General features: G+C 65.6%; 13 protein-coding genes. 2 read left to right on the forward strand and 11 right to left on the reverse strand.

The features are described 5' to 3' along the window. The first annotated feature begins 85 nt into the window (after window positions 1-85). Both ACCD07_RS15890 and ACCD07_RS15895 read left to right on the forward strand, forming a co-directional pair. The gene (locus ACCD07_RS15890; protein WP_353404232.1) at window positions 86-1,723 is read left to right on the forward strand and encodes a DUF1800 domain-containing protein; all 1,638 of its coding nucleotides are present in this window, start codon (window positions 86-88) and stop codon (window positions 1,721-1,723) included. 10 nt (window positions 1,724-1,733) lie between these two features. Further along, window positions 1,734-3,173, forward strand: coding sequence for a DUF1501 domain-containing protein (locus ACCD07_RS15895; RefSeq protein ID WP_413447894.1), 1,440 nt, complete (start codon window positions 1,734-1,736; stop codon window positions 3,171-3,173). 39 nt (window positions 3,174-3,212) lie between these two features. Here the strand turns inward: ACCD07_RS15895 and ACCD07_RS15900 are convergent, their stop codons facing one another. The 11 genes from ACCD07_RS15900 to ggt all read right to left on the reverse strand — a co-directional run bounded on the left by ACCD07_RS15900 (window position 3,213) and on the right by ggt (window position 20,005). Then, window positions 3,213-3,602, reverse strand: a complete 390-nt coding sequence (locus tag ACCD07_RS15900) for a RidA family protein (protein ID WP_353404322.1) — start codon at window positions 3,600-3,602, stop codon at window positions 3,213-3,215. Next, a complete protein-coding gene (locus ACCD07_RS15905; protein WP_413447895.1) occupies window positions 3,602-4,783 on the reverse strand; it encodes an acyl-CoA dehydrogenase family protein in 1,182 nt (393 codons plus the stop codon). Before ACCD07_RS15905 ends, ACCD07_RS15900 begins: the two co-directional genes overlap by 1 nt. Further along, window positions 4,783-5,637 (reverse strand): enoyl-CoA hydratase family protein, encoded by an 855-nt coding sequence (locus tag ACCD07_RS15910; protein ID WP_353404229.1) that lies wholly within the window; start codon window positions 5,635-5,637, stop codon window positions 4,783-4,785. Before ACCD07_RS15910 ends, ACCD07_RS15905 begins: the two co-directional genes overlap by 1 nt. 11 nt (window positions 5,638-5,648) lie before the next feature. Further along, complete coding sequence (locus ACCD07_RS15915; RefSeq protein ID WP_176655132.1) at window positions 5,649-6,185, reverse strand: MarR family winged helix-turn-helix transcriptional regulator; 537 nt, start codon at window positions 6,183-6,185, stop codon at window positions 5,649-5,651. Window positions 6,186-6,194: 9 nt separating this feature from the next. Then, the gene (locus tag ACCD07_RS15920; RefSeq protein WP_413447896.1) at window positions 6,195-6,980 is read right to left on the reverse strand and encodes an SDR family NAD(P)-dependent oxidoreductase; all 786 of its coding nucleotides are present in this window, start codon (window positions 6,978-6,980) and stop codon (window positions 6,195-6,197) included. Beyond that, window positions 6,980-9,364 (reverse strand): bifunctional salicylyl-CoA 5-hydroxylase/oxidoreductase, encoded by a 2,385-nt coding sequence (locus ACCD07_RS15925; protein ID WP_413447897.1) that lies wholly within the window; start codon window positions 9,362-9,364, stop codon window positions 6,980-6,982. Before ACCD07_RS15925 ends, ACCD07_RS15920 begins: the two co-directional genes overlap by 1 nt. A 10-nt stretch (window positions 9,365-9,374) precedes the next feature. Further along, the gene (locus tag ACCD07_RS15930; RefSeq protein ID WP_176655130.1) at window positions 9,375-11,003 is read right to left on the reverse strand and encodes an AMP-binding protein; all 1,629 of its coding nucleotides are present in this window, start codon (window positions 11,001-11,003) and stop codon (window positions 9,375-9,377) included. Window positions 11,004-11,129: 126 nt separating this feature from the next. Next, window positions 11,130-11,846 carry a response regulator gene (locus ACCD07_RS15935; protein ID WP_176655129.1) on the reverse strand — a complete coding sequence of 239 codons (717 nt, stop codon included), beginning with the start codon at window positions 11,844-11,846 and terminating at the stop codon, window positions 11,130-11,132. A gap of 134 nt (window positions 11,847-11,980) precedes the next feature. After that, a complete protein-coding gene (locus tag ACCD07_RS15940; protein WP_413447902.1) occupies window positions 11,981-16,900 on the reverse strand; it encodes a two-component regulator propeller domain-containing protein in 4,920 nt (1,639 codons plus the stop codon). 92 nt (window positions 16,901-16,992) lie between these two features. Continuing rightward, window positions 16,993-18,168 carry a patatin-like phospholipase family protein gene (locus ACCD07_RS15945; RefSeq protein ID WP_176655128.1) on the reverse strand — a complete coding sequence of 392 codons (1,176 nt, stop codon included), beginning with the start codon at window positions 18,166-18,168 and terminating at the stop codon, window positions 16,993-16,995. A gap of 40 nt (window positions 18,169-18,208) precedes the next feature. After that, entirely contained in the window at window positions 18,209-20,005 is a 1,797-nt protein-coding gene (ggt, locus tag ACCD07_RS15950) for a gamma-glutamyltransferase (protein ID WP_413447898.1), read from the reverse strand. Window positions 20,006-20,041 lie beyond the last annotated feature (36 nt).

The raw sequence follows: 20,041 nt of genomic DNA on the forward strand, positions 1-20,041 counted from the left end.
CAAAAAAAATAAATTATAAAAAATTAATTTTAATTGCAATAAAAATATTACAATTATTTCCATCTATTGCCCAAAGGGAAAAGAAATGCAAGCAACCTTCAGAACTGTAACCAGTGCGGCCTACTTTGCAGTACTCGTCACAATAACAACCCAGGCAGGCGCCGCAGAGCCGGCGCCATTGACACCACCGATGGCTTCGCGCTTGCTGGCGCAAGCCACCTTCGGCCCGACCAGTGCATCGGTAGCCAGCCTGACGGGCGGCACGGCGGAAGCTTGGATCAACACCCAGTTCAACGCCCCGCAGGCGCGTTACCTGACCTACCTGGATCAATACACCGCGCCCACCCAAACCAACTTCCAGGAAAAATTCTGGACGCAGGCCGTCAAAGCCGATGACCAGTTGCGACAACGCATCGCCTTCGCACTCTCGGAGATTTTCGTCGTATCGTTCCAGGAAGCCAATCTCGGTGGACGTCCACGTTGCGTCGGCGACTACTACGATCTGTTGGCGGACAACGCCTTCGGGAATTTCCGCACGCTGCTGGAAGGAGTCAGTCTGCACCCGGCAATGGGGATTTATCTCTCCCACTTCCGCAATCAGAAGGAAAATGGCAATCACCAGCCCGATGAGAACTTTGCCCGGGAAATCATGCAATTGTTTACCATCGGCCTGTATGAACTGAATCCCGATGGCAGTCGGAAGCTGCAAAGCGGCAAGCCGGTTGAAACCTATACCCATGAAGACGTGGCAGGCCTGGCCAAGGTGTTTACCGGCTGGGCCGCTGGAGGACCAGACAAGCTGGGCAGCCGCTTCATGGGTACGATCAAGGATCCGAACTGGGAAGTGATGCCGATGCAAAACTATCCGACTTACCATTCCAGCTCCGACAAGCATTTTCTCGGCGTTAGCATCAGCGGCCCAACCACTGGCGAGGCCGACCTAGCGCTTGCGTTGGACACCTTGTTCCAACATCCTAACGTCGGCCCGTTTTTCGGCCGACAGTTGATCCAACGCCTCACCACCAGCAATCCCAGCCCCGATTATGTACGACGGGTGGCTGAAGCATTCGACAACAACGGCCAGGGCGTCCGCGGCGACATGAAGGCCGTCATCAAGGCGGTGCTGCTGGATCCCGAGGCAACCGGTACCACCCCGGTCACCACCAACAAGATACGCGAACCCATACTCCGCATGGCGAACTGGCTCCGCGCATTTAACGCCACCTCGGATTCCGGACGCTATCCCTTGGGTAATCTGGACGACCCGATCAACGGACTGGGAGAGGCTCCGATGCGCTCGCCCAATGTTTTCAATTTTTATCGTCCCGGCTATACGCCGCCCAACACCGCGATCGCCACGGCAGGACTGGTGGCGCCGGAAATGCAGATCGTCGGCGAACCTACTGTCACCGGTTACCTGAACTTCATGCAGAACGCGCTGAATTATGGCGTCGGTACCGGCTTCGACATCAAGGCGGACTACAGCTTCGCCCTGTCGCTAGCCGCAACGCCGAGCCAACTGGTAGACCATGTCGACCTGCTGCTGCTCAATGGCGCCATGTCGCCCACGCTGCGTGCGCAGATACAGAATACGCTCAATCTGATCCCGCTGCCCGCCCCGACCACGAACAACGCCGACCTGATCGCCAAGCTGAAAGCTTACCGCGTAAAAATGGCGATTTATCTAGCCATGGCGTCGGCCGAATACATAGTCCAGAAATAAGGAACAGATCATGAAACAAGCTACTCAATCCAGACGCCGCTTCCTGCGTTCATTGCTGTCGATGGCCGGCAGCAGCGCCGTGCCGTTCACCATTAACCTTGCCGCCATGGGCGAAGCCGCCGCGCAATCGTCGGGCGAGTACAAAGCACTGGTGTGCTTGTATATGGCTGGCGGCAACGATGCCTTCAACACCGTGTTGGCCACCGACGACGCCTCCTGGACGGAATACATCCGGCTGCGCACTTCCGATGACGGCAACAGTTCCATCGCCCTGCCGCGCACCGGCACTGGTGCGGTGCTGCCGATCGAGCCGCACACCAGCCAGGGACGCACGTACGCGTTGCACCCCGCGATGGAGGGCGTCAAGCAGCTGTTCGAAAATAGCCGCGCCGCCATCATCGCCAATGTCGGCACTCTGACCCACCCAACCGATCTGGATCAATATGGCCGCGGCGAAAATCTGCCGCCCAAGCTGTTTTCACACAATGACCAGCAATCGTTGTGGCAATCGAATGGACCGGAAGGAGCCAGTCTCGGCTGGGGTGGCCAACTTGGCGACCTGTTCATGGCAAATAACGGCGCACCGACCTTCACCTGCATCTCGGCCTCAGGCAACGCGGTATTCCTGAGCGGCAGCCAGGTAAGGCAATTCCAGATCAGCACCTCCGGCATGCCGGGGATCACCAACCTGTCCAATTCACTGTTCGGCGTGCCCGCCGCATCCAATCCATTGCAGGCGGTGATCACCAAGCAAACGCCAAACGGCAATCCCTTTGAGAATGAATACGCCGCTATCGTCAGCCGCGCCATCGCGGCCCAGCAGACTTTAAGCCAGGCCATGCTGCCGACGGGCACTGGCGCGGGCCAAGTGCCGGCGCCGTCCCTCTATATCAATCCGAATACCTTGGTCGCGGCCGCCAATCCGTTGGCGCTGCAATTGCAAACCGTTGCGCGAATTATCGGCGGTCGTAATGCGCTGTCGGTCAAGCGCCAGGTGTTTTATGTCAGTCTGGGCGGATTCGACACGCACGATGGGCAGAAGGTGAATCAAGCGGACCTGCTGGCCAAGATTTCGCACGCAGTTGTATACTTCGATTCGGTATTGCAACACTTGGACGGAAGTGACCTCCGCAATCAGGTGACGTTGTTTACCGCGTCCGATTTCGGCCGCACCTTCCTGAGCAATGGAGATGGCACCGACCACGGTTGGGGTTCGCACCATTTTGTCTTTGGCGGCGCAGTCAAAGGGAAAGAAATTTACGGCGCGTTTCCACAGACTGGCATAGGCCACAGTCTCGATGTCGGTCTCGGAGCCTTGCTACCGACAACCTCCGTTGACCAGTACGGCGCCACCCTGGCTACCTGGTTTGGCGTCCCCACAAATCAGCTGGCGGCAGTGTTCCCCAACATCGTGAACTTTAGCCAATATAATTTAGGCTTCATGGCCTGAGCGGCGCAATGAGGACACACGGTCGGCGGTGGCCGTATCTTACGGAACGATGGCCGTCACCTCGATCTCCACCCTGGCCCGGTCCTCGACCAGGCCCGCCACCTGCACCGCCGTCATGGCGGGATAGTGCGCGCCGATGATCTCGCGGTAGGCGGCGCCCACTTCCTTGTAGGCGCCGACGTATTCCTTCCGGTCCAGCACATACCAGGTCATGCGCACGATGTGTTCGGGGCGGGCGTCGGCCTCGGCCAGCACCTCGACGATGTTGCTCAGCGCCTGGCGCACCTGGCCGGCGAAGTCGTCGGTGTGGAACACGCCCTGCCCGTCCCAGCCTATCATGCCGCTGACGCAGACCGTGCGGCCGCTGGCGGCCACGCCGTTCGAATAGCCACGGGGCCGCGCCCAGCCTGGCGGTTGAAGAAATTCCATCATGCTTCCTTGTGATTGAGTTCGCGCAGCAGTTCGCGCGCGATGATCAGTTGCTGTACTTCGGTGGCGCCCTCGTAGATGCGCAGCGCGCGGATCTCGCGGTACAGCCGCTCGACCGGCTGCTCGCTGACCACGCCCAGGCCGCCGAACATCTGCAGCGCGGCGTCGATCACCTGCTGCGCCGTTTCGGTGGCGGTCATCTTGGCCATCGCCGCCTCCTTGGTCACCTTGCGTCCCTGGTCACGCAGCCATGCCGCGCGATAGGTCAGCAGCGCGGCGGCGTCGACGCCGGTCGCCATCTGCGCCAGCTTCGCCTGCGTCAGCTGGAAGTCGGACAGCACCTGGCCGAACATCTGCCGCTGCGTGGCGTGCGCCAGCGCCTCGTCCAGCGCGCGCCGCGCAAAGCCCAGCGCCGCCGCGGCGACCGAGGTGCGGAACACGTCCAGCGTCGCCATCGCCACCTTGAAGCCCTGCCCCGCCTCGCCGATCCGCCTGGCGGCGGGGATGCGGCAATCGGTGAAGGTCAGGCGCGCCAGCGGATGCGGGGCGATCACCTGAATACGCTCGGCGATGTCGAAGCCCGGCGTGCCGGCATCGACGATGAAGGCGCTGATGCCGCGCGCGCCGGGCTGTTCTCCGGTGCGCGCAAACACCACGTAGAAGTCGGCGATGCCGCCGTTGGAGATCCACGTCTTCTCGCCATTGAGCACATAGTGGCCGCCGTCCTGCTCCAGCACCGCCGCGCACCGCATGGCGGCGACGTCGGAGCCGGCCTGCGGCTCGGACAGCGCGAACGCCGCAATCGCCTCGCCGCGCGCGACACGCGGCAGGTAGTCCGCCCGCTGGGCGTCGCTGCCGTGCAGGCTGATGGCGCCGGAGCCCAGCCCCTGCATGGCGAAGGCGAAATCGGCCAGGCCGTTGTGGCGCGCCAGCGTCTCGCGGATCAGGCAGATGGCGCGGGTGTCGATGCCGTCGCCGCTGCCGCCGTACGCGCTGCCGCCGATGGCGTGGCTGAGCCATCCACCCTCGCCCAGCTGGCGCACCAGACGGCGGCAGGCGGCATCGACGTCGGCTTCGTGGTGCTGGGCGATATGCCGCGCCGCCCAGGCGTCGAGCTGCCGTTCAAGCTCCGCGTGACGCGCCTCGAAGAACGGCCACTCCAGGTAAGATTTGTCCGCCATCAGTCGCCTTCGAATTCAGGTTTTTGCTTGGCCACGAAGGCATGATAGGCGCGATGGAAATCGTTGGTCGCCATGCAGATGGCCTGCGCCTGCGCCTCCGCTTCGATGGCCTCGTCGACGCCCATGTTCCATTCCTGCTGCAGCATCTTCTTGGTCATGCCGTGGGCGAAGGTCGGGCCGTCGGCCAGGCCTTGCGCCAGCGCGCGCGCGGCGTCCAGCAGCGCCTCCGGTTCATGCAGGCTGTTGAAGAAGCCCCAGCGCTCCGCTTCCGCGCCGGACATCGAGCGCCCCGTGTACAGCAGTTCGGCGGCGCGGCCCTGGCCGATCACGCGCGGCAGCAAGGCGCAGGCGCCCATGTCGCAGCCGGCCAGGCCGACGCGGGTGAACAGGAAGGCGGTCTTGCTGCGCGCGGTGCCTAGGCGCATGTCCGACGCCAGCGACAGGATCGCGCCGGCGCCGGCGCAAATGCCGTCGACCGCCGCCACGATCGGCTGCGGACAGGCGCGGATGGCTTTCACCAGGTCGCCCGTCATGCGCGTGAAGGCCAGCAGGCCGGGCATGTCCAGCTTGGTCAGCGGACCGATGATGTCGTGCACGTCGCCGCCGGAGCAGAAGTTCTCGCCGGCGCCGGTAATGACGACGGCCTTGACGTCATCCGCGTAGGCCAGCGCACGGAACAGGTCGCGCAGCTCGGCATAGGAATCGAAGGTCAGCGGATTCTTGCGCTCGGGACGGTTCAGGGTCAGCGTGGCGACGCCGCCGCTGACTTCAAACAGAAAATGGCTGGCCTGGTAGTCGGCCAGCGCGGCGCGGTTGCCGGGCAGTTGCTGCGCTTCGCCGGGAAGGTATCGCATGGTGTGGCTCCTTATTTTTCGTCCGACGCGTTCAGGTGCCGCTTCATCTGCGACAGCAGGTCGATCAGCTGCCCCTTGTCCGCGCCCGACATGTCCTGAAGCAGTTCGGCGATCCAGCCTTCGTGCACGGCGGCCATCGTGGCGAAGGCCTTGCGTCCGGCCGGCGTCAGCTTGACGCTGTAGGCGCGGCCGTCCTTCGGATCGGGCACGCGCACCACCAGCTTTTCCTGCTCCAGCTGGTCGGTGATGCCGGTGATGTTGCCGCCGGTGACCATCATCCGTTTCGACAGCTCGCCCATGCGCAGCCCCTGCGGGTAGCGCTCAAGCTGCGCCATCAGGTCGAAGCGCGGCAAGGTGATGCCGAAGGTGGCGCGCAGCCGGCTGCGGATTTCGTTTTCGATCTTGACGGTGCAGGACAGCATGCGCAGCCACAGCTTGAGCGACTGGTGGTGGTCCTGCGTCAGCCGGCTGGCCAGGTCGAGCACCGGCGCTTCGCCGTCCTCGATCGGGTTGTCCGGATTGTTATCGTTGTCTGAGAGTGATGACATGGTTTCTTTTCACATTACTTCGCCGCCGGCGACGGCGACGGATTGTCCATTCATGGCGGCCGATTCGGGCAGGCAGAGCCAGGCCACGGCGTTGGCCACTTCGTCGCTTTGCACCAGCCGCTTTTGCGGATTGCCGGCGGCCAGCTCCGCGCGCGCCTCGTCTTCGCTGCGGCCGGTCCTGGCGACGATGTTGGCGACGGCCTCGCGCACGATGTCGGTTTCGGTGTAGCCGGGGCAGACGGCGTTGACCGTCACGCCCTTGGTGGCCACTTCCAGCGCCAGCGCGCGCGTCAGGCCGATCACGCCGTGCTTGGCGGCGACATAGGCGCTGACGTAGCGATAGCCTACCAGACCTGCCGTGGAGGCGACGTTGACGATGCGGCCCCATTTCGCATCCAGCATGCCGGGCAGCGCGGCCTGGGTGCAGTGGAAGGTGCCGGTCAGGTTCACGTCCAGCATGCGCCGCCACAGCGCGGCGTCGGTCTTGCCGAACGGCGCGGGTACGGCCTGGCCGGCGTTGTTGACCAGGATATCGATGCGGCCGAAACGCGCAACGGCGGCGGCAAAACCGGCGCGCACGGAGTCTTCATCGGTGACGTCGATGATCTGCATGTCGACATCGCCCAGCGAGCTCATTTCCTCCATTGCGTGCGCCAGCGCCTTGGCGTCGCGACCGGCCAGCGTGACGCGCGCGCCGCGCAGCAGCAAGGCCCGCGCACAGGCGGCGCCGATTCCGCGCGCACCGCCGGTCACCAGCGCGTGCTTGCCTTCCAATGTCATGGCGATCGGATTCATCATCCCTCCAGCAATTTGGCGGCGACCTGCTGCGGGGTCAGTCCGGTGTTGGCGGCTGCCAGCTGGCGCTCGCGTTCCAGGTTGCGTTCCATCTGCTGCTTGCCCGGCAGGTACTGCTTCGGCCACGTCACCGCCGTGTAGCTTATCCGGGCCGCTTCCGCCAGCGTCCACGCAGGATTGGCCAGGTGCGGGCGCCCCACCGCGCACAGGTCCGCGCGGCCGGCGGCGATGATGCCGTTGGCATGGTCGGCCTCGAAGATCGAGCCGACGGCGATGGCGCCTATGCCCGCCTCGTTGCGAATGCGGTCCGCGAACGGCGTCTGGAACATGCGGCCGTAGACCGGCTTTTCCAGCTTGCTGACCTGGCCCGACGAACAATCGATCATGTCGGCGCCGGCCGCCTTGAACAGGCGCGCGATCCGCACCGCGTCGTCCGGCGTGATGCCGCCTTCGACCCAGTCGTGCGCGGAGATCCGCACGCTCATCGGCTTGTGTTGCGGCCAGGCGGCGCGCATCGCCGCGAACACGCGCAGCGGATAGCGGCAACGGTTTTCAAGGCTGCCGCCATATTCGTCGCCGCGCTCGTTGGTCAGCGGCGAGATGAACGACGACAGCAGGTAACCGTGCGCGCAATGCAGCTCCAGCCAGTCGAAGCCCGCTTCGTCGGCGGCCCGTGTGGCGCGCACGAAATCGGCTTCGATGCGGTCCATGTCGGCCAGCGTCATGGCGCGCGCGGTTTGCGATACGCCGCTCAGGTACTGCTGCGGCGATGCGCTGACCAGCGGCCAGTTGTCCTTGTCGAGGGGCTGGTCGATGCCATCCCACATGGCGCGCGTCGAACCCTTGGCGCCGGCATGCCCAAGCTGCAGGGCGATGCTGGCGTCGCTGTGCTGGTGCACGAAATCGACGATGCGCTTCCAGGCCTGCGTATGCTCCGGCGCATACATGCCCGGGCAGGCCGGCGTGATGCGCGCGTCGGCGGACACGCAGGTCATTTCGGCAAACACCATCGCCGCGCCGCCCATGGCGCGCGCGCCCAGGTGGGCAAGATGGTAGTCGCCGACCGTGCCGTCGACGGCGCTGTACTGCGCCATCGGCGATACCACGATGCGGTTCTTCAGCGTGACGCCGCGCACCTTGAACGGTGTGAACATCGGCGGCGCGGCCGAGGCGGACGCGGCGGGCGACAGCGGCGGCAGGCCGGCCTGCTCACGGGCGCGCTCGGCGAACCAGCGTTCGTAACCGGCCACGTAAGCCGGATCGCGCAGGCGCAGGTTTTCGTGCGACAGTCGCTGGCTGCGCGTCAGCATCGAATAGGCGAACTGCGGCGCTTCCATTGCCGTGTAGCGCTCGACGTTCTCGAACCACTCCATCGAATTGCGGGCCGCGCTTTGCAGCTTGACGACCTCGATCGCGCGCACCGCCTGATAGCGCTCCAGCACCTTGGCCAGGTCCGCATGCTCGCCAAAGCAGCGCGCCAGTTCGATCGCATCTTCCAGCGCCAGCTTGGTGCCGGAGCCGATCGAGTAATGCGCCGAATGGGCGGCGTCGCCCATCAGCACCACCGGTACGGCGCCATTCCAGTGCACCCACTTGTCGCAGACGATGCGCGGGAACTTGATCCACATGGCGGAGCCGCGCAGGTGCGCCGAATTGGACATCAGCGCATGGCCGTCCAGCTGGTCCGCAAACAGGCGCTCGCAAAATGCGATCGCCTGTTCAGGGTTCATGTCCTCCAGCCCCGCCGCGCGCCACACCGTCTCCGGCGTCTCGATGATGAAGGTCGACGTATCGCCGTCGTATTGATAGATGTGCGCCTGGAACCAGCCATGCTCCGTCTGTTTGAACGCGAAGGTGAACGCGTCGAACTTCTTGCGCGTGCCCAGCCACACGAAGCGGCACTGGCGCGCCTCGATCTGCGGCTGATAGCTGTCGGCGTAGCGGGTGCGCGTGCGGCTGTTCAAGCCGTCCGACGCGATCACCAGGTCGGCGCCGTAGCGCGCGGCCATCTCCTGGTCGTCCGTCACCTCGGTCTCGAACACCAGCTTGACGCCCAGCTCCTCGCAGCGCCGCTGCAGGATGTTGAGCAGGTGCTTGCGGCCGATGCCGCAGAAGCCGTGGCCGCCCGACGTCACCTTCTCGCCCTTGAAGAAGACGTCGATATCGTCCCAGTGGTTGAACGACTCCAGGATCGCGCGCGCGGTCGGCTCGTCCGCGTTGGCGAGATTGCCCAGCGTCTGGTCGGAGAACACCACGCCCCAGCCGAAGGTATCGTAGGGACGATTGCGCTCCACCACCGTGATCTGGTGGTCCGGGTTCCGCTTCTTCATCAGCAGGCTGAAATACAGGCCCGCCGGGCCGCCGCCCATGCACACGATATTCATATGGTTCTCTTCATTCATTCCGCAGCTTGAAGCGCTGCAGCTTGCCGGTTTCGGTGCGCGGCAACGCCGCCAGGAAGCGCACCGAACGCGGGTACTTGTACGGCGCGATCTGTCCCTTGACGAACTCCTGCAACTGCGCCGCCAGCTCCGGCGACGCCGCGTAGTCCGGTTTCAGCACCACGTGCGCCTCGACGATCTGCCCGCGCTCCTCGTCCGGCTTGCCGATCACGCCGCATTCGGCCACCGCCGGGTGGCGCAGCAACGCATCCTCCACTTCCGGTCCGGCGATGTTGTAGCCGGCCGAGATGATCATGTCGTCGGTGCGCGAACGATAGTAAAAATACCCGTCGGCGTCCATCTCGTAGGCGTCGCCGGTCAGGTTCCAGCCGTCGAGCACATAGTCGTTCTGGCGTTCGTCCGCCAGGTAGCGGCAGCCGGTCGGGCCTTTCACCGCCAGCCGCCCTATCACGCCCGGTCCCACCGGCCGGCCGTCGTGATCGAGGATGCAGGCCTGGTAGCCCGGCACCGGCTTGCCGGTCGCGCCGGGCCGCACCTGCTCGCCCGCCGCCGAAATAAAAATATGCAGCAGCTCGGTCGCGCCTATGCCGTCTATCATCACCAGTCCCGTGGCCTGGCGCCAGCTCTCGCGCGTGGCCAGCGGCAGCGCCTCGCCGGCGGACACGGTCTTGCGCAGGCTGGCCAGGTCGTACTTGCCGGCCAGCGGCGCCATCTGCCGGTAAAACGTCGGCGCCGTGAAGCATACCGTGGCACGGTGTTTTTCGATCGCCTGCAGCAGCGTTTCCGGCGTCAGTTTTTCCAGCAGCACCGCTGTCGCGCCCACCCGCAGCGGGAACAGCAGCAGGCCGCCGAGGCCGAAGGTAAAGGCCAGCGGCGGCGTGCCGATGAAAACGTCGCTGCGCTGCGACGCCAGCACCGAGCGCGGGAAGCAGTCGCAGATCGCCATGACGTCGCGATGGAAATGCATGGTCCCTTTCGGCACGCCGGTGGTACCCGAGGTGAAGCTGATCAGGCAGACATCGTCCGCCGCCGTATCGACCGCCTCGTAACGGGACGGCTGCGCCGCCATCGATGCCTCCAGCGAACCGGCTGCATCGGCATCGGTGCAACCGAACCACAAGGTCTTTTCCCGTGCGCCGGGTGGCAAATCGGCCGCCTCCATCTCGCCGCGCAAGCCGTCGGCGCACAACACCGCGTTGACCGCGGCCTTGCCGGCGATGGCGCCCAGCTCACGCGCGCGCAGCAGCGGCATGGTCGGCACGGCGATGCAGCCGGCCTTCAGCACCGCCAGTATGCAGGCCGCCATCATCGGATTGTTGGCGCCGCGCAGCAACACCCGGTTGCCCGCCTCCAGGCCCATGGGGCCGCGCAGCACGTGGGCGATGCGGTCTATCCGCTCCAGCAGCTCAGTGTAGGTCCATTCCACATCGGCACCGCGAATGGCGATACGCTCGCCGGCGCCGGCGGCCAGGGCGCCGTCGAACAGCTGCGGCACGCAGTTCAGGCGCGGCGGGTATTGAAGCTCGGGCAAATCGAAGCGCAGCTCGGGCCACAGCTCCTGTGGCGGCAAATGCTCGCGCGCGAAATGGTCGGTGTAGGCACTCGCTGTCGGTCGGTTCATGGTCGCTCTGAAGTTGAAAGTCGTCGATACCCGCTGCTCACGCAGCAGATACTTTAAACCTAAACTATCTCGACTTCAAGTGCGATGCGGTAGTCAATGAGTAGACAAAGCGCAAACAGCGCGCGATCAGAGCGTCGCGCCCTGCCGCGCCAGGCCGGACTGGTGGATCACCGCGCGCACCACGTCGGCCAGCACCGCCTGCACCGCCTCGTTCGACAAATGGCCTGGTGCGAAGCTTTTCAGGCCGGTGGCGGCGCCGTCCAGGCCCAGCGTGACGCAGCCCGCATGCAGGCGGTCGATGCGCACCTGCGCCTCCTGCTGCTGGCCTTTGCCCAGCATCGCCTCCAGGTCGCCGCTGGCGGCGGTCAGCTGGTTCTGGAATCCGTTCAGGTAAACCAGCAGCCGCTCGGCGTTGATGCCCAGGCGCCGCATGGTGGTGGCGGGTTCCTCGGCCACGTGCTCGTAGCCGCTGGCCGCCTGGTCCAGGAAATTCACCAGGTGCACCCGCACCTGCTCGGCCTGGAACGGCTTGACGATGTAGCCGGCGGCGCCCAGCTGGGTCGCCTCCTGCATCGTGTCCTTGTCGGTGGCGGAGGTCACCAGCACGAACGGCATGGTGTTGATCTCCGGATGGTTTTTGACGCGCTGCAGCAATTCCATGCCGGACAGGCGCGGCATGCGCAGGTCGCAGAAGCAGATAGCGGGACGCAAGCCCTGCTCCAACTGCTCCCAGGCGTCGGCGCCATCTTCGGCCTCCACGATATCGAACTTGCCACAGCTATCGATCAAATGCATCAACACCATCCGTGAGACGACATCGTCATCCACTACCAGAACTTTCATGTGACTCCCTGTGCCTTTATAACGCCTGCTTGGTCTGACTTCGGTACGGCACTTTGTCTCGATATTACATTATAAACAGCGATCTACGTCCTGGACAGGCAAGGATTTGTGCGGGCCGCGCTCATTTTGAAACCTTAGTGCGTGCTAGTTGCCGCCGCGCGCAACAGCAGCTGACGCAGCTGCGGCATGGCCTCGGCGATGCGTTGCCAATTGCCATGGTCGGCCTCCAGTTCCAGCTCGCCGCACAGCGCCTGCAATTCCTGCTCTTCCAGATATCCTGCGCTTCCCTTCATGCCGTGCAACAGACGGCTGGCGACTTCGCCGTCGCCCCGCTCCAGCGCCAGTTCCAGATCCGCCAGCCGCAGCGGCGCGTCCTGGTTGAAGGCGCTGCGCAGCCGGCCTTTCAAATCGCTGCCGCCGCTGTGCTGCGCCAGCCGTGCCGGCTCCAGCGCCGCCGGCGCCACGCCGAACAGCGCGTCGAGCTCCGGCGTGCCGGCCGCCGGATTGTGGCGCGGTTCCATGCGCGGCAACTGGAAGCCGCGCTGCAGCTGGCGTTCGATCGCGCGGCTGAGCTGGAAGTGCAGCTTGTCCTCGTCGATCGGCTTGGTCAGGAAATCGTCCATGCCGGAGGCCAGGTAGCGGCTGCGGTCTTCCTCGCTGGCGTTGGCGGTCAGCGCGATGATCATCAGTTCCTGGTCGCGCACCGGCGCGTCCTCCGTACCGCCGGAGCGTATCATACGGGTGGCGCTGGCGCCGTCCATTTCAGGCATGCGGCCGTCCATCAGGATCAGGTCGTAGCGGGTCAGGGCGCAGGCCCGCACCGCCAGTGCGCCGTTGGCCGCGATGTCGACCTTGTGGCCCAGGTCTTCCAGCATCATGCGGATGATGATCTGGTTGGTCGGGAAGTCTTCCGCGCACAGCACCTTCAGCTGATGGCTGTGCGGCTCGCGCGGCACGTGCGGCACCATCGGCGGCGAAACGCCGTTCGCCAGCGGCAGCTCGAACGAGAACGTGCTGCCCTGCCCCGGCGCGCTGACGGCGTTGATCGAACCGCCCATCAGCTCGACCAGCTGGCGGCAGATCGCCAGTCCCAGGCCGGTGCCGCCGTAGCGGCGCGTGGTGGAGGCGTCGGCCTGCTCGAACTGCTGGAACAGGCGCGGGATGGCGTCCGCGTCGATGCCGATGCCGGTATCGGCCACCGTGAAGCGGATGCGGTTCAGCGCGCCCTTGTAGCCGGCGCGCGCGCGCTCGTCGTCCTCCTGCGGCACGCGCTCGACGCGCATGTTCACCGAACCATGGTCGGTGAACTTGAAGGCGTTGCCGACCAGGTTGACCAGCACCTGGCGCAGCCGCGTCGGGTCGCCCACGACGAACTGCGGCAGCCCGTCGCCGAACTCCAGGCTGAAACCGACGCTGTGCGCGGCGGCCTGCTCTTCGAACAGGCTGACCACGTTTTCCACCGCCGCCGACAGCGAAAAGTCGATGTTCTCGATGGTCAGCTTGCCCGCCTCGATCTTCGAGAAGTCCAGCAGATCGTTGATGATCGACAGCAGCGACTGCGCATTGGCCTGGCCGCGCAGGATCTGCTCGCGCGTGCTGTCGGCCAGCTTGCCGTCGCGCAGCGCGAAGTTCAGCATGCCGATCACGCCGGCCAGCGGCGTGCGCATCTCGTGGCTCATGTTGGCCAGGAACTCGGACTTCTGGCGGGTGGCGTCTTCCGCCTTGCGCTTGGCCAGGCGCAGGCGCTCGTCATTCTCCTGCAAGGCGCGGTTGGCCCGCGCCAGCTCCTCGGTGTGCAGCCGCACCTGCTTCTCCTGCTGCAGCAGCCGTTCCTGGGTCTGGCGCAGCGTCTGCAGCGCCTCTTCCAGCTGCTGGTAGGCGCGGGCGTTTTCCAGGCCGGCGGCGGCGTGCGAGGCCAGCGTCTGCAGCATGTCCATGTGCACTTGCTGGTAGCTGTTCTTCTCGGTGCTCTGCACGCACAGCAGGCCGACCACCTTGTCGCTGACGACCAGCGGCGCATACATCATCGAATGCGCCTTGGCCACCGGCACGCCGTCCTCGCGCACGCACGGCACCAGGCTGTCGAGGCCCGAATCGTCCATGTAGCTGCCGTATTCGGCAAAGAAATCGTTGATGAAGATGGGCTTGCGCTGCTCCAGGCACCACACGGCCAGCTGGTTCGGTTCATCCAGCCGGCGCTGGTACGGCAAGGTGCGCACGCCGCCTTCGATCGCGAACGGAAAGTCGATCACGCCGTCCTCCTCGCGCACGAAGCCGATGCCGAAGATCTGCGCGTTCATCAGGTGGTGCACGTGGCGGTACAGCGTGCGCATGGTGGTTTCCATGTCCAGCGTGGCGCTCATCTCGCGTCCCAGCTCGCTGAGCACCGAGATGTTGCGGTGTGCCTGCTCGACGTTTTCCTTCTGCCGCTCGACTTCCTGTTTCTGCCGCTCGGTGTCGACGCGGCGCTGCTCCGCCTCGGCGCGTTGCGCTTCCGCTTCCAGCCGGCGCTGCTCCAGCTCCTGCTTCTGCTGCTGCAGCAACAGGTTCTTCTGCTCGATCTCCGCCGTGCGCGAGCTGACCAGCTGCTCCAGCCGCTGCTGCTGGTGGTGCAGGCTGCGCACGCGCCCTTTGTACGCCACATAGCCGGCGCCCAGCGCCAGCAGGCCAAGCAGGCCGCGGAACCACCAGGTTTTCCAGAACGGCGGCTCGATGGTGATCTCCAGCGTGGCCGCGTTGTCGTTCCAGATGCCGTCCTTGTTGGCGGCCTTGACGCGGAAGGTGTACGTGCCCGGATCGAGATTGGTATAGGTGGCGAAACGCTTGCTGGAATCGGTCACCACCCAGTCCTCGTCGAAGCCCTGCAACTGGTAGGCGAAGCGGTTGCGCTGCGGCGCGGCGTAGTGCAGCGCCGCGAACTCCAGCGAGAACACCGAGTCGGATTCCGGCAGCGTCAGCGCGCTGGTGTGCTCGATCGCCGTCTTCAGCACATCCGGATGCTCGCCCTGGCCCGGCTTGAGCGACTTGTTGAAGATCTGGAAATCGGTGATGGCCACCGTCGGCGCCACGCTGTTCTCGCGCACTTCCGACGGCGAGAACGCGGTGATGCCGTTGAAGCCGCCGAAGTACAGCGTGCCGTCCGGCGTGCGCAGCGCGGCGCCGTCGAAGTAGGCGCCTTCGATGGTGCCGTCGGCGCCGCTGTAGTTGCGCACCAGGCCCGTTTGCGTGTTCAGGCGCGACAAGCCGCTGTTGGTGCTCAGCCAAAGGTTGCCGGCATCGTCCGGCAGGATCGAGGCGATGGCGTCGTCGGCGATGCCGTCCTTGCGCAGGTAGCGGCGGAAGCGGATGGCGCCGTCGGCCGCCACCTCCATCTTGTTCAGGCCCGCCGCCGTGCCGACCCAGATCGTGCCGCGGCCGTCCTCGTACAGGTAGTGCACCTCGTCGTGACTGAGGCTGAACGGATCGGCAGGGTCGCGCCGGAAGTGGCGGAACTTGCCGGTCTTGCGGTCCAGCAGATCGAGGCCGTTGAAGGTGCCTATCCATAGCTGGCCACGACGGTCTTCCAGTATCGGCCGCACCACGTTGTCGGAAAGGCTGGCGCTGTCGGACGGATCGTGACGGAAGGTGCGCACGTCCATCGTCGCCGGATCGAGCCGGTGCAGGCCGCCGCGCGAGGCGATCCACAGCACGCCGCTACGGTCGCCGACGATGTTGCGGATGGTGTCGCTGGCCGGGTCGCCGCGCACGAAGGACAGCGCGCTGATCTTGCCGGTGGCGACGTTCAGGTGGTTGATGCCGGCGCGCCCGCCTATCCACATATTGCCGTTCTTCTCGCGCCACAGCGATGTCACCTGGTCGTCGCTCAGGCTGTTCGCGCGCAGCGGATCGTGGCGCCACACCTTGCCCTCGCCGCTGACCGGGTCGTACAGATTCAGGCCGCCGCTGCTGCCCAGCCACAGCTGGCCGCGCGCTTCGGCGACGATGGCGCGCACCTTGTTGTCCGACAGCGAGTTCGGCGTGTCTGGCTGGCGCACGATGCGGGCGAAGCCGCCACTGCCCATGTCCACCCGGCTGGCGCCGTCGTTCCAGGTGCCGACCCAGAACGTGCCGACGCGGTCGCGGAACAGCGCCGATATCTGATTGTCGGCCACGCTGTGATTGTCGCTGAACTGGTGGCGGTATTGAACCAGCCGGTTCTCCGGCGGCAACCAGCGGAACAGGCCATCGGCCTGCGTGCCGACCCAGACATTGGTTTCCGCGTCCACGTACAGGGTTGTGATGCTGACGTCCGGCTTCAATCCTTCGCGCAGGCCGAGGCGGCGGCGCTGCGGCTCGCTGCCCAGCAGGCGCCATTGTTCCAGTCCGCCCAATGTGCCGATCCACAGCGTTTGCGCGCTGTCGACCTGCAGCGCCAGCACCGCGTTGAACTTGCTGTCGCCGCCGGCGTCTATCGCGTAGTGCTGGAAGCGCGAAGCGCCCGGCGCCAACATATCGAGTCCGGTTGCGGTGCCCACCCACAGCCGGCCGGCGGCGTCGCGCGCCAGCGCGTTGACCTGGTCGTTGGCCAGGCTGCCGGCATCGGCCGGATCGTGGTGCCAGCTGGTGAAGCGCGCGGTGGCCGGGTCGAAGTGATGCAGGCCGTCGGCGCTGGCCAGCCACAGGCCGCCCAAGCCATCGTCGGCGATCGCGCGCAGGTGGCGGTTGCCGTTGCCGCGCTGCGCCGATTCGTGCGGCAGGAAGTGGGTGAAGGTCTTGCTGGCCGCGTCGTAGCGATCCAGGCCGCCGTCCGTGCCGACCCACAGCTGGCCGGCAGGGTCGAGGTGCAGCACGCGTATCCAGTTGTCGCCCAGGCTGCGCGGATCGGAGATGGCGCTCTTGTAGGTGACGGTGCGGTAGCCGTCGAAGCGGGTCAGGCCGGCCTGGGTGCCTAGCCAGATGAAACCCTGCTTGTCCTGCGCGATGGCCAGCACCGATTCCTGCGCCAGTCCATGCTCGACGCTGAGCTGCTCGAAGCGCAGCGTGCGCGGCGGCGCGCCGGCCCATGCGGCAGCCATGCCCCACAACAGCAGGACCGGCAGCAGCAAGCGGCTACAGAGACGAACTAAAAACAGCAAGGGAGCCCCGTTAATCAGATAAAACCCTGGATTCAGGATTCGAAGAAGGCCAGCACATCGTCCTTGCGCGCCTGCGTGTCGCGCTGTCCGAGCCGGATCAACTCGCAAGTATATGTCGATTCGAACAGCAGGTACGAAGCGAGTGCGGCGCCGCGCGTTTCGGTCGCTCCTATCCCGGACAGCATGGTGCGTATCGGCGCCGGCAGGCTGGCGATGTGGCGGCTGGCGATATCGTCGAGCCGCTCGGACGGCGCGATCACCAGCAGCTGCACCGGCTTGAGCGGGGTTTTCTCCAGCAGCTCCGGCGGCAGCATCGACAAGGTCTTGTTGACCCGCTCCAGCCGCTCGATGTCGACGGCCAGGCTGTCGAGGAAGATCGACGACATCGCGTGGCCGGCGATCTGCGCCAGGCTGGGATAGCGCGCCGCGCTCTTTTCGGCGGCGCTGCGGGCCGGCTCGGTCAGGCGGCCGGCGCCCACCACCAGCACCTTGGACGCACCGAGGTGGATGGCCGGCGAGATCGGCGCCAGCTGGCGCATCGAACCGTCGCCGCAGTATTCGCGGTGGCCGCCCATGTACAGCGGCGTGGCCGGGAAGATGAACGGGATCGCCGACGACGCCAGCAGATGCTCGACGCCGATCTGGTCCTGCAGGGCCACGCGCTGCATGCGTATCCACGGCACGATGTCGGCGGCGGTCTGGTAAAAGGTCAGGTGGTTGCCGGCGGTGTAGGACGAGGCGGTGACGGCCAGCGCGTGCAGCAGGCCTTCGGACAGCACGGAGTCCAGCCGCGGCAGGTCGAGCATGCGGTGCAGCAGGCCGACCAGCGGCGTATTGTCCAGCAGCGAGGCGGGCGGCGCGGCGCGCCACTTGCGCAGCAGCCAGCCGAACGACAGCAAGGACAACCAGCGCGCGCCGGAGCGGATCACGCCCAGCGAATCGGCGCGGTAGACCTGTTCAACCTCGATGTTCTGCCACACGTCGAGCAGCTTCTGCACACCCTCGCCGAAGTTGTCGGCGCGGCAGGCCAGCGCGGTGGCGTTGATGGCGCCGGCCGAGGTGCCGCAGATGATGTCGAAGGGGTTGCGCGCCGGCGGCCAGCCCGCTTCCCACAGTATTTCCGAGATTGCCTGCAGCACGCCGACCTGGTAGGCGGCGCGGGCACCACCGCCCGTCAGGATCAATCCTGTTTTCTTTTGAATTCCCATTCGACAAGATTAGCAGGGTCTGCCGGATTTGGGGAGGATTTTAGTCTCCCAGCACGATGCCTTCGCGGCGCGGATCGGCGCCGCCGAACCACTCATCCTTGCCGTTGACGGTGCGGCGCTGGATGCCCTGCAGGCCCGAGTTCTGCTCGAATTCGCGCACCTGGTGGCCGCGCGCCTTCAGCTGCTCGATCACGGCCGGGCTGACGCGCCCCGCTTCCAGTTCGGTCGGGCCGTTGCGGCTGCCGAGGTTGGGCAGGCTGATGGCCTGCTGGACATTCAACTGCCAGTCCAGCGTGCCGACCAGCACCTTGGCCACGTAGTTGATGATGGCCGAGCCGCCCGGCGAACCGGTGGCCAGCACCAGCTTGTGCGTGCCCTTGTCGAACACCAGCGTCGGCGACATCGCGCTGCGCGGACGCTTGCCGGCCTGCACACGGTTGGCGATCGGGCCGTTTTCATCCTGCGAATCGAAGGAGAAGTCGGTCAGCTGGTTGTTGAGCATGAAGCCGTCGACCATCTGGCGCGCGCCGAAGGCGTCTTCCACCGAGGTGGTCATCGACAGGCCGCCGCCGAAGGCATCCACCGCCACCAGGTGCGAGGTGGATGGCTTGTCGATCGCGGTGTCGGCGCCCCAGGCCACCTGCATCGTGGCCGGCGTGCCGTATTTGGCCACGCCCATCGATTTTTCGCCGATCAGCGCCGCGCGCTGCGCCAGGTAGCCCTTGTCCAGCATGGCGGCGATGCCCTTGCCCGGCAGCGGCACGAAGTCGGTGTCGGCGAGATAGCGGTTGCGGTCCGCGTAGGCCAGGCGGCCCGCTTCGGTGAACAGGTGGATGCCTTCGGCCGTCAGCTGGCCGCCGTTAAGCTGCGGCTTGTACGGGCTGATGTCCTTCACTTCGAGGATGCCCAGCATCTGCGCGATGGCGATGCCGCCGGACGACGGCGGCGGCGCGCCGCACACGGTCCAGGCCTTGTAGTCGCTGCAGACCGGCGCGCGCTCCTTGGCCTGGTAGCCGGCGATGTCGGCGGCGGTCAGCTTGCCCGGGTTGGTCGGATGCGACGCCACCTTGGCCGCGATGTCGTTGGCGATGCGGCCCTTGTAGAAGGCGTCGGCGCCGCCGTCGGCGATTTCGCGCAGCGTGCGCGCCAGCTCGGGATTTTTCAGCAGGTAGCCTACCGGACGCGGCTTGCCGTCCTGGTCGAAGAAGTAGGCGCGGGCGACCGGGTCGCGGGCCAGGTATTTATCCCACGACAGCAGCGCGTTCAGGCGCGGGCTGACGTTGAAGCCATCCTCCGCCAGCTTGATGGCGGGCGCGAACAGGGCCTTCCACGGCAGCTTGCCGTGCTCCTTGTGCGCCAGTTCCAGCATGCGCAACACGCCGGGCGCGCCGACCGAGCGGCCGCCGATGACGCCGATCTCGCGCGAGACGGCCTTGCCGTCCTTGTCCTGGAACAGGTGTTCGTCCGCCGAGGCGGGCGCGGTTTCGCGGCCGTCGTAGGATTGCACGTGTTTGCCGTCGGAGTACAGCAGGAAGGAGCCGCCGCCGATGCCGGACGATTGCGGCTCGACCAGGGTCAGCACCAGCTGGGTGGCGATGGCGGCGTCGATCGCAGCGCCGCCCTGCTTGAGCATTTGATAACCGGCTTGCGTGGCCAGCGGATTGGCCGCCGCCACCATGAATTTTTGCGAGGACTTGCCGGCTTTGGCCGTGTAGCCGGTGGCGATTTCGGGCGCCGCGTCGGCGGTGGTGCGTTGTGCGTGGGCCGGGATGTGCAGTGCGCCCAGCAGCGGCATGACCAATGCGAGGCTTAAAGCCAGTGTCTTCAAACGTATCATGGACTCTCCAAAATAAAAGGCGCGCGGCCTGGGCCG

Source organism: Duganella sp. Dugasp56, assembly GCF_047304105.1.
In the GTDB taxonomy this organism is placed as follows: domain Bacteria; phylum Pseudomonadota; class Gammaproteobacteria; order Burkholderiales; family Burkholderiaceae_D; genus Rugamonas; species Rugamonas hordei.

Coding starts and splice junctions, on each gene's coding strand:
- ggt (WP_413447898.1), bottom strand. CDS start 20,005: ATGATACGTTTGAAGACACTGGCTTTAAGCCTCGCATTGGTCATGCCG.
- ACCD07_RS15905 (WP_413447895.1), bottom strand. CDS start 4,783: ATGGCGGACAAATCTTACCTGGAGTGGCCGTTCTTCGAGGCGCGTCAC.
- ACCD07_RS15940 (WP_413447902.1), bottom strand. CDS start 16,900: ATGGCTGCCGCATGGGCCGGCGCGCCGCCGCGCACGCTGCGCTTCGAG.
- ACCD07_RS15945 (WP_176655128.1), bottom strand. CDS start 18,168: ATGGGAATTCAAAAGAAAACAGGATTGATCCTGACGGGCGGTGGTGCC.
- ACCD07_RS15935 (WP_176655129.1), bottom strand. CDS start 11,846: ATGAAAGTTCTGGTAGTGGATGACGATGTCGTCTCACGGATGGTGTTG.
- ACCD07_RS15920 (WP_413447896.1), bottom strand. CDS start 6,980: ATGAATCCGATCGCCATGACATTGGAAGGCAAGCACGCGCTGGTGACC.
- ACCD07_RS15890 (WP_353404232.1), top strand. CDS start 86: ATGCAAGCAACCTTCAGAACTGTAACCAGTGCGGCCTACTTTGCAGTA.
- ACCD07_RS15930 (WP_176655130.1), bottom strand. CDS start 11,003: ATGAACCGACCGACAGCGAGTGCCTACACCGACCATTTCGCGCGCGAG.
- ACCD07_RS15910 (WP_353404229.1), bottom strand. CDS start 5,637: ATGCGATACCTTCCCGGCGAAGCGCAGCAACTGCCCGGCAACCGCGCC.
- ACCD07_RS15895 (WP_413447894.1), top strand. CDS start 1,734: ATGAAACAAGCTACTCAATCCAGACGCCGCTTCCTGCGTTCATTGCTG.
- ACCD07_RS15915 (WP_176655132.1), bottom strand. CDS start 6,185: ATGTCATCACTCTCAGACAACGATAACAATCCGGACAACCCGATCGAG.
- ACCD07_RS15900 (WP_353404322.1), bottom strand. CDS start 3,602: ATGGAATTTCTTCAACCGCCAGGCTGGGCGCGGCCCCGTGGCTATTCG.
- ACCD07_RS15925 (WP_413447897.1), bottom strand. CDS start 9,364: ATGAATATCGTGTGCATGGGCGGCGGCCCGGCGGGCCTGTATTTCAGC.